Annotated in this window: 10 protein-coding genes, 1 tRNA gene and 1 pseudogene; 9 read left to right on the top strand and 3 right to left on the bottom strand. The window is 37.2% G+C overall.

What is annotated here, in order from left to right; translation table 11 throughout:
• The first annotated feature begins 75 nt into the window (after positions 1 to 75).
• Positions 76 to 2,055, top strand: coding sequence for a cellulose synthase family protein (locus DYY67_RS09370; RefSeq protein ID WP_255493110.1), 1,980 nt, complete (start codon positions 76 to 78; stop codon positions 2,053 to 2,055).
• Here DYY67_RS09370 and DYY67_RS09375 read toward each other — a convergent pair.
• Together DYY67_RS09375 and msrB are read right to left on the bottom strand one after the other, a co-directional pair.
• Positions 2,052 to 3,386, bottom strand: a complete 1,335-nt coding sequence (locus DYY67_RS09375; protein ID WP_166392607.1) for a chemotaxis protein — start codon at positions 3,384 to 3,386, stop codon at positions 2,052 to 2,054. The two genes, DYY67_RS09370 and DYY67_RS09375, sit on opposite strands and share 4 nt — an antisense overlap.
• A gap of 239 nt (positions 3,387 to 3,625) precedes the next feature.
• Positions 3,626 to 4,000, bottom strand: a complete 375-nt coding sequence (gene msrB, locus DYY67_RS09380) for a peptide-methionine (R)-S-oxide reductase MsrB (protein WP_166392608.1) — start codon at positions 3,998 to 4,000, stop codon at positions 3,626 to 3,628.
• A 261-nt stretch (positions 4,001 to 4,261) separates the two neighbouring features.
• On the opposite strand from msrB, the pseudogene DYY67_RS11210 reads away from it, so the two are divergent.
• From DYY67_RS11210 to DYY67_RS11225, 8 genes and pseudogenes are all read left to right on the top strand, one after another.
• Positions 4,262 to 4,501, top strand: a pseudogene (locus DYY67_RS11210) (M48 family metalloprotease); the annotation flags it as partial.
• A 109-nt stretch (positions 4,502 to 4,610) separates the two neighbouring features.
• Positions 4,611 to 5,036: a M48 family metalloprotease gene (locus DYY67_RS11215; protein ID WP_255493111.1), complete on the top strand. Its 426-nt coding sequence runs from the start codon at positions 4,611 to 4,613 to the stop codon at positions 5,034 to 5,036.
• Between the two features lie 268 nt (positions 5,037 to 5,304).
• Positions 5,305 to 5,877, top strand: coding sequence for a hypothetical protein (locus tag DYY67_RS09390; RefSeq protein ID WP_166392609.1), 573 nt, complete (start codon positions 5,305 to 5,307; stop codon positions 5,875 to 5,877).
• A gap of 120 nt (positions 5,878 to 5,997) precedes the next feature.
• The gene (locus DYY67_RS09395; protein ID WP_166392610.1) at positions 5,998 to 6,480 is read left to right on the top strand and encodes a hypothetical protein; all 483 of its coding nucleotides are present in this window, start codon (positions 5,998 to 6,000) and stop codon (positions 6,478 to 6,480) included.
• On the top strand, positions 6,449 to 6,715 hold the full coding sequence (locus DYY67_RS09400) for a hypothetical protein (protein WP_166392611.1): 267 nt from the start codon (positions 6,449 to 6,451) through the stop codon (positions 6,713 to 6,715). The genes DYY67_RS09395 and DYY67_RS09400 overlap by 32 nt, the downstream gene beginning before the upstream one ends.
• A 217-nt stretch (positions 6,716 to 6,932) precedes the next feature.
• The gene (locus DYY67_RS09405) at positions 6,933 to 7,484 is read left to right on the top strand and encodes a hypothetical protein (RefSeq protein ID WP_166392612.1); all 552 of its coding nucleotides are present in this window, start codon (positions 6,933 to 6,935) and stop codon (positions 7,482 to 7,484) included.
• A gap of 48 nt (positions 7,485 to 7,532) precedes the next feature.
• Entirely contained in the window at positions 7,533 to 7,688 is a 156-nt protein-coding gene (locus DYY67_RS11220) for a hypothetical protein (RefSeq protein ID WP_255493112.1), read from the top strand.
• A 16-nt stretch (positions 7,689 to 7,704) separates the two neighbouring features.
• On the top strand, positions 7,705 to 7,953 hold the full coding sequence (locus DYY67_RS11225; RefSeq protein ID WP_255493113.1) for a hypothetical protein: 249 nt from the start codon (positions 7,705 to 7,707) through the stop codon (positions 7,951 to 7,953).
• 1 nt (position 7,954) lies between these two features.
• On the opposite strand, the gene DYY67_RS09415 is transcribed toward DYY67_RS11225, so the two are convergent.
• Positions 7,955 to 8,028 (bottom strand) — tRNA-Gly (locus DYY67_RS09415).
• Positions 8,029 to 8,260: the final 232 nt, after the last annotated feature.

Raw genomic sequence — 8,260 nt, forward strand, 5'->3', positions numbered from 1 at the left:
AAGGACTTGTGAGTTGAAAGACTCCAAATGCTGATGCATAGTCTACCAACTCCTTTAACACAATTCCTATGGAATATGTTCATCGGAATAGCCCTTGTAATCACTCTATACACCTGTAATTTCTATTATCTAGTTTTCCTGGCACGACAAAAAAAGAAAACAAAATCTATCGAGTTAAAAGAAATCCCAACAGTTACAATCCAACTTCCAATTTATAATGAAAAATACGTCGCGGCCAGATTGGTAAATGCTGTCTGTGCACAAGACTATCCAAAAGAAAAACTGTGTATCCAAGTATTGGATGATTCTGATGATGATACCTTCAATATTCTGGAAGATCTAGTTGACGATTACAAAAAGAAAGGATTCGATATAACTCATGTAAGGCGGGGAAATCGAAAAGGGTACAAAGCGGGGGCACTTCGTCATGCAATGAGCTTTACAAAAGGTGACTTTGTCGCCATATTTGACGCAGATTTTATTCCGCCTTCGTGGTTTCTAAAAAGGGCACTTTCGTATTTTTGCAAGCCTGAGATAGGTCTAGTGCAATGTAGATGGGGGCACGTTAATGAAAAATATTCAGCTTTAACGATGGCACAAGCACTAAGCTTGGATTTTCATTTTCTCATAGAACAAAAGGCAAAAAGTAACTCTCATTTATTTATGAATTTCAATGGTACTGCTGGCGTGTGGAGAAGAGAGTGTATTGAAGACTCTGGGGGATGGCACACTGCAACACTAGTGGAAGATCTGGATCTTAGTTATAGGGCACAGATGAAAGGCTGGAAATGCGTATTCATACCTGACATTGTAGTAGATGCTGAACTTCCCGTACAAATGAATGCGGCAAAGAGACAACAATTCAGGTGGGCAAAAGGATCAATTCAATGTGCAATAAAATTATTGGGAGATGTTGCAATAAAGAGAATCCCCGTTGAGACAAAGATCCAAGCCTTTGTTCAACTTACAAGACACATATCATTTCCATTAATGCTGATACAATTCTTAATTCTTCCAATATTACTAGCTTCAAAAATCAATCTGTATGTAATCAGTGGACTGCCAGCCATTACAATAATGGCATATCTTGCTATGGGACCTCTGGTGTATATTATGATAATTCGAGACTTGTATCATGCAAGTTGGAAGTCTAAGGTACTGTCATATTTTTACATGATCTTCTATTCTGCAGGCATGTCAGTGAATAATACCGTAGCTGTCTTTGATGCGCTCTTTGGAAAGAAGAATGAATTTTTGCGTACTCCAAAGTTTGGAATAATAAATAAGAATGATGATTGGAGAGACAAAGCTTACGCTTTACCTTTCACAAAAACTACATTGCTTGAGATATTCTTTGGCGTATATGGAGTCATAGGAATATTTGTTGCGATCTTTTCAAACAATCCCATTTTTGCTCCAATAATAGGAATTCAGGTTGTAGGATTTTTCTATATAGCGTATCTTAGCATATCTCATTCAACATTTAAAAAAGGCAAATCAAGAAATATGCCTGTTACATCAGGTACTCAAAGAATGGCAAATACATACTACAAGCTTGCAATGGCAGGAATTATGGGACTCATAGTCTTAGGTGTAGTGATGGCTTTTGAGGAATATGGTACCACAATATACCCGCTTGACCAATCTAGAGGGCTTTTGTCAAGAATTCAGGCTACATCTGACCCGCAAACCATTCACAACGATCTGAAAGATATAATGATGCTTCTCCCAACTCATGGTAATCCAGTATGGATATTTCCTACTGACGACACAGACTTTGGATTAATGCAAGGAGACCTACAGACTATGTTAGGAACCGTAGATAAAGTTGCAAGCACATCTCCTGACAGTGCAGCATTTCATGCCGGAATGCTAAATATTCATACGCAAGCTTCAGCAATTTCATTTAGTCTAATTGATGCTACACCATACATGTATGTGAGCATATCAAACATTTTGTTTGGTTGCATATGGGTAGCTGTGATAATTGGAATATTTGCAATGTTGAAGAGAAAACGAGAACGTCTAAGAGCTTACGATTTGGAAGAGACCTAGGAAATATTTAGCTCATGTCTTACTTCATCTACCGCTCTAATTCCAAATAGATCGCGGATTTGTTCCATTCTGATTGACTCTTTTACCAAATCAGCTCCGAGCTCACTTATCAAAAGTCTAAAGACATCTGTAAATCTGATTTCCCACCTGTCAGAACAATCCATGATCTTTGATATGCTCCATTGTTTTACTTCAAGAGGAAGTGGCATCTTTGATTCCACTTCGATAGAAAGTCTATCAAATAGATTTACCATATCTGCAGTCTGAGCTACCATTTTTTGTATGTCCTCTAACGTGCCATATTTTGATTCTGATCTCATACGTATGTTAGACTGAAACTCAGAAAGACGGAGCAAACCCATGACTTCCCTCGAAGTACTCTGCGAGGTCTTGTGGGTCACATCTCTAATCTCATTTAATTGCTGAGAAATCTCGTATGTCTTTTTATTAAATTCGGATATGGAAGATGAGTTTCTATTGAGTAATTCTGCAAAATCTGACATTTTCTCTTCGAGATCCTTTGTTTTGCCTAGCACATTGTCCTTGAAATTGCTAAATTCAGCATTTACATTTCTAATGTCATTACCTAACACATCAAGAGAATCTGTTTTCTTTATCAACGAGTTAATCTCTGTGCTTACGTTTCTAATCTGAGAATCAAGACCAAAGATTGGCTCTGTCTTTGTGACGATTCCGTCAATTTCAGTTTTTATGTTTGATATGCTTTCTTCAAGATGTTGCATTTTTTCAGTTTTTTCAGAGATTTCCTTTGTACTCTTCTTTACCTCATCAATTTCAGAGCCAATGTTTGATAATGACTCTGCTCTGCTTGTAACGCTCTTTATCTCCTCGCGTATCTTCTCGGTCTTTTCTGATACGTGCATTATCATCTTGGTGTTATTTCTAATAGAGTCTAAATTGTCTGCTAAATTCTGCATGAGCTTGTTGGTATCGGGAATATTCTCTTGTTTTTGATGAATCTTGCTAACTTGATCCTGAAGACGATTTATCTGATCATTGATTTTCTCTATGATGTTTGAATGTGCTTTTACCTGGCTAATTCCATGGAAGAGTCTTTGTGTATCTTCTTCAAGAATGGTTATCTGTCTTGAACTTTTCTGAATCTGATCTAGTGAAGAATTTACTCCATCTATCATGCTTTTTAATGAGATTAGTATTTTTTGATTTTCAGTGAAAATTTTGGACATTGTTTTCACTTCTGATGCCAAAACCTTGGTTGCCTCAGAAATTGAGCTCATCTTTTTGAGAACATCTGCAGTACGATCTTTGGTTGATCCCTTGCTGTTCTCAGTCCTTTTTGTCTGCTTCACTTTAAATTACAATAACCGTAGCCGATAAAAAAGTTCGGTTTTAATTTTCTTCAAAAAATAGCCAGAAATTAGTTGTTGACTAACTCCGGATCATGTAGTACCTCATGCAAGGTCTTTTCTACTAAACCATTTGCAGTCTCAAAGAACTGCCTTGGACAGAATTCGCAATTTAACATATCTTACCGTACCATACGGTACTATTAACATAAAGGTAATTTTGGTATTACCCAAGGTAGATTTTACTTTTTTTGAAGCTTAAGTGATGCCGAGTTTATACAGTATCGTAGTCCAGTAGGAGCTGGTCCGTCATCAAAAACATGTCCTAGATGAGAACCACATTTTTTACACATGACCTCAGTCCTCATCATGCCATGACTGGTATCAGTCTCCACTCGTATGTTGTCTGGCAATGTCTCCCAAAAACTTGGCCATCCCGTACCAGAATCAAATTTTGTTTCAGAACTGAATAACTCTGTCTCACAACAAACGCATTGGTAAACTCCACTATCTTTGCAATTGTGGTATGGACCAGAAAAAGGCGGCTCTGTACCCTTCATTCTACAAATAAAGTACTGATCTTGTGTGAGCTTCTTTTTCCATTCGTCATCTGACATTTCTGATAACACATTGTATCTTTTTTTGAATATTAATCTTTAAAGTCATTCACGTGCAGTTTGTTGGGTTATAACTAATTGTCAAGTTTTAAATTATGATACAAAGCGTGTTTCTCATTATGCAACGAGACTTACAATTAACAGTAAGAATGGTAATTAGTTTTCTTGCACTCACGCTAATCTACCTTGTATTTTTGAGCTTCATTGCCATGTACTTTGGCTTGGGTATCCTGCCAATCTCAATAATTGCCGGATTGATGATTGGGGCACAATGGTACTTTTCTGCTAAGCATAGTTCTTTGGAGCACAGGAACTAAACTTGTAACTAGGGAAGAATATCCAGTTTTACATGAAATAGTAGAAAGATTAACGCAAAAGGCAAATCTTCCAAAGCCCAGAGTAGGTATCATGCCAAGTGATATACCAAATGCATTTGCTACAGGCAAGGGTCCAAAGAGCTCTGTAGTAGTCGTGAGTTTGGGAATAATGAAAATTCTAGACAAGGACGAACTTGAGGGTGTCCTATCTCATGAAATCACTCACATAAAACATCAGAGATGTTACAATAATCACCCTTGCAAGTTTGTTCTCTACTATTGCTTGGTATCTCATGCAATCCTCAATGTTCAGTTCAATGTGGGGTGGATATGGTTCGGGATACGGAGGAAGGCAGCAGCAAGGAGGGAATCTCTTTTTGGTCATTATTGTAGCTGCAATAGTGTGGTTGCTAAGTTTCCTAGTGATCCGAGCCATATCTAGATACAGGGAATTTGCTGCTGACAGAGGTGGGGCTCTACTTACGGGTCAACCAATGAATCTATCTCGTGCATTGATGAAGATAGAAGGAAGAGTAAAGGTAGCACCAAAGCAGGGACTTCAAAAAATGGAGGGAATGAATGCATTTTTCATAGTACCGGCAATATCAGGTCAGACTATTGCAAGGTTTTTTTCTACACATCCTCCATTAGAGGAGCGCATCAAGCGTTTAATGGAAATTGAACGACAACTTCGTGACTCTGATACGGCAGGCATCTAAACCTAGAAACCAGTCATCAGCAAGTTCTACGCGTACAAATATCTTCAGAAAGCAGTCAGATACCCCAGGTATAATTCATCATAATCAGTAAACCCGATCATCATTCTGCGAATCATGTTATCTGAACGTGCTTTATAATGTGACCGATTTCTAAATGAGACAATCTGATTTGACTTATCGACAAATACGTCGAAGGTAAGAATTTTTCACCAAATAGTTGGTCTAGATTATGTTGGGTATTAAATAAAATTTCATGAGAGTTCTGTACATGACTGGGGAAATTCTGCACAGGATAGAGTCTGCAGGAATAGACGGTATTAAAAAGGCAGACCTCAAGAAAGCATTTGGTAAAGAATGCGATGACATACTTGAGAATCTAAGGCAAAAAGACAAAGTCTTCATCGAGAAAAAGGGAGTTGCCTATTTCGTCTGGACTAGGGACAATTACATTTTACATCTGACAGAAAATGATACAAAATTCAAACTCATGCTCAATATGGTAATTGGTGTAAGCCATTCTGTTGCAAGGCTAAAAGAGCATACTCAAAACCTCCGGGAAGACATGGAAAGAATTTCTTTACAAGAAAATTTGCCGCAAAATGTTGATTTTGAGAACGTATTCAACAAGTGTATCAGTGAGGCAGGTACCTCTATAGGATGGACTCCATTCTCAAAGGTAAGAGAAAAAGTATGCGAGACACAGAATCTCTCAAAAGAAAAATTTTACTCGCTCGCAAGTGACCTAGTTGAGAGGCATCGTGAGAGATATGAGGTCTCATCAGGTGGCCAAGAAGGTATCATCATTCGTGGAATGGTTCATGGTTTTGTGAGGAATGTCTAATGTATGCATATGGATTAGAAAACAACCCCATATCCCAGTCAGTCCTACACCACTGAAAAAGATGCAAAGATACTTGGAGGGAAAAGACACAAAGAAGCAAAATCTGCCATAGTTGAATGTATGAAAGAACTAAATGGCAAAGTACAAGGAAGAGATTCTGCAGATAATGACTTTAGAGTAATAACGGTAATCCAAGATGTAGGTTCTGGGAAGACTCACTTGGCACTACATATAAAAAATTTAAAAGGACGCTACAATGCAGAATGCTCCTTTGTTGATTTGTCTACCATATCGCCCAAGACCATGTCAAGCATTTACAATGCAATAATCAAAGGATTTGACAATGACTTTTTTGTTCAATTAAGAACAAAATTCCTAGTATACATAAGAGAAAGAGCAGAACAGGGTGATAACTCTGCAAAGAAAGCCATCAACTATACTGTGATAAACAGGCTAACTGGATTGACAATTAAAGAAAAGGTAGAAGACATTACAACTGGAAAAGAACATGTTTCTGATGAAAATCTAAAACAATTTCTTATTCAGAGATTCAATTATCATCGAAGCCGCATTGATAAGAAGTGTTGTAACAAACTCCTTTGAAAACATACAAAACCTTGAGGAATTGCTTGGTATGATTTCAGCCATATCAAAATTTACACATAGGTTTTTGGGGAAAATTACACTTCTTGAAATAGATGAATTTGATGGCAATAAGGATTCGATAGAATTTGTAAAGGGAATGATAAACTCTCACATTCCTGCGTGCACATTGCTTTTGATTTCAACTCCATCAGGGATATGCAGAAGTACAAAACACCAATCCATCTGTTTTTGATAGGCTTGAGAAAGCAAACTACAAGATTGATCTGGTAGGCTCAAACTCTAAAGATGAACTTGCAGAAATTGCCGTTGAGTACATAAAACACAATGACAAACACGGTAAGCTTGGAGTCAAGTCAGAGGAGGAACTGATCGATAAAATCCAAGCACTCTACGAGGAATTTCCAGAATTTAGAAGTGTTAGATCTGTGATAAACATACTGTATCACGCAATGGAAAAATCAGAAGAGTCGGGTCTTGATAAAATTGATGAAAATGTAATTGATGATGCCATAAAACAAACATATCCTGGACTAAAAGTGCGAGGAAGTATAATGGACATACCAATATCTGATTTTATTGCAATAAGAAAAATCTGCAACGAGCCATCTTCAGAAAAAGATCTCAAAGAGGCAGTGCACAACTTGGCAAATCTTGTACATGAAATGGGAGGTATATGTAAACTTGAGAAACAGAATTTGTCCCTAGATGCCCTGTATCAGGATTCATTTGGAGCCAAAGTAGGGGTAGCCATAATAACAAACTCAAACAATGATCATAATATCGATCAAATCTCTAACATATCAAAATCGGCAGTTGTGGATAAATTAGTAATCTTGACTAGCCAAAAGATCCAAAGTCCCTACAACGCGACAATAGTAAATGTAGACAAGTCAAAGATGATTGATCTGATTTATTTCAACAACAAGTATATTGGCAAGAAAATTGCTGAATCTGATAACGAACGAGCAGAAATACTGGCAAAAACTCTCTGCATCATCTAAATCTACTGTGTGTATATTTTTAAAATAAGGCATATCATTCTTTAGCATATGGCAGACACTGAGCTGGAAGAACTTCTGGCCCAACGACACAAGGATGTTACGCTTTTTGATTTTGAAGGAAAAAAGGTACCCTGTATCATAATGGAAGAGAAAAGATTTGATGATGTCATGAAGGCAATAGCTGGCAAAACCAGTCTCGGTTGAAACCAATCTTAATATCTTGCAGGATGGACTGGGTCATGTTTTTGTTAAAATGACATTACATTTTTCGCAAGAAATTGAAGAAAAAGTATTATTGTATGCAAACGAATCTTTTGATTTCTTTGAAGCCTTAACTGAGACATCTATGTTGGCTCTGTCTTCTCCTCATTCAGAATATGGTCGCTCTAATGTATTTATGATCCAACTTCCTAAACCTGAAAAAACAGCAGACGCTTTAGAAATAATCAAGAAAGGTCTTAAGGTGTAAATGCGGTTGCCGGGATTTGAACCCGGGTCGCAGAATTGGCAATCCCGCATATTAACCAAGCTGTACTACAACCGCTTAATCGATTTAGAAATTTTGAGTCTATTAAAGGGTACTGTTTAGAAACATAATTTTTTAACATCTGAATACTAAGGAATATTGTGAATTCTCAACTTGAAGAAAAAGTGAATCAAAAAATAAAAGAAGTAACTGGAAAATCAGACGAAATCTTCAAGATAATAAATTCATTAGATGATCTCAGGACCCATTCAGATTCTTTTGCTTATGGGATTGCTATAGGAAGATTATA

Origin of the sequence: Candidatus Nitrosotalea sp. TS (assembly GCF_011319465.1) — an archaeon.
Lineage (GTDB): Archaea > Thermoproteota > Nitrososphaeria > Nitrososphaerales > Nitrosopumilaceae > Nitrosotalea.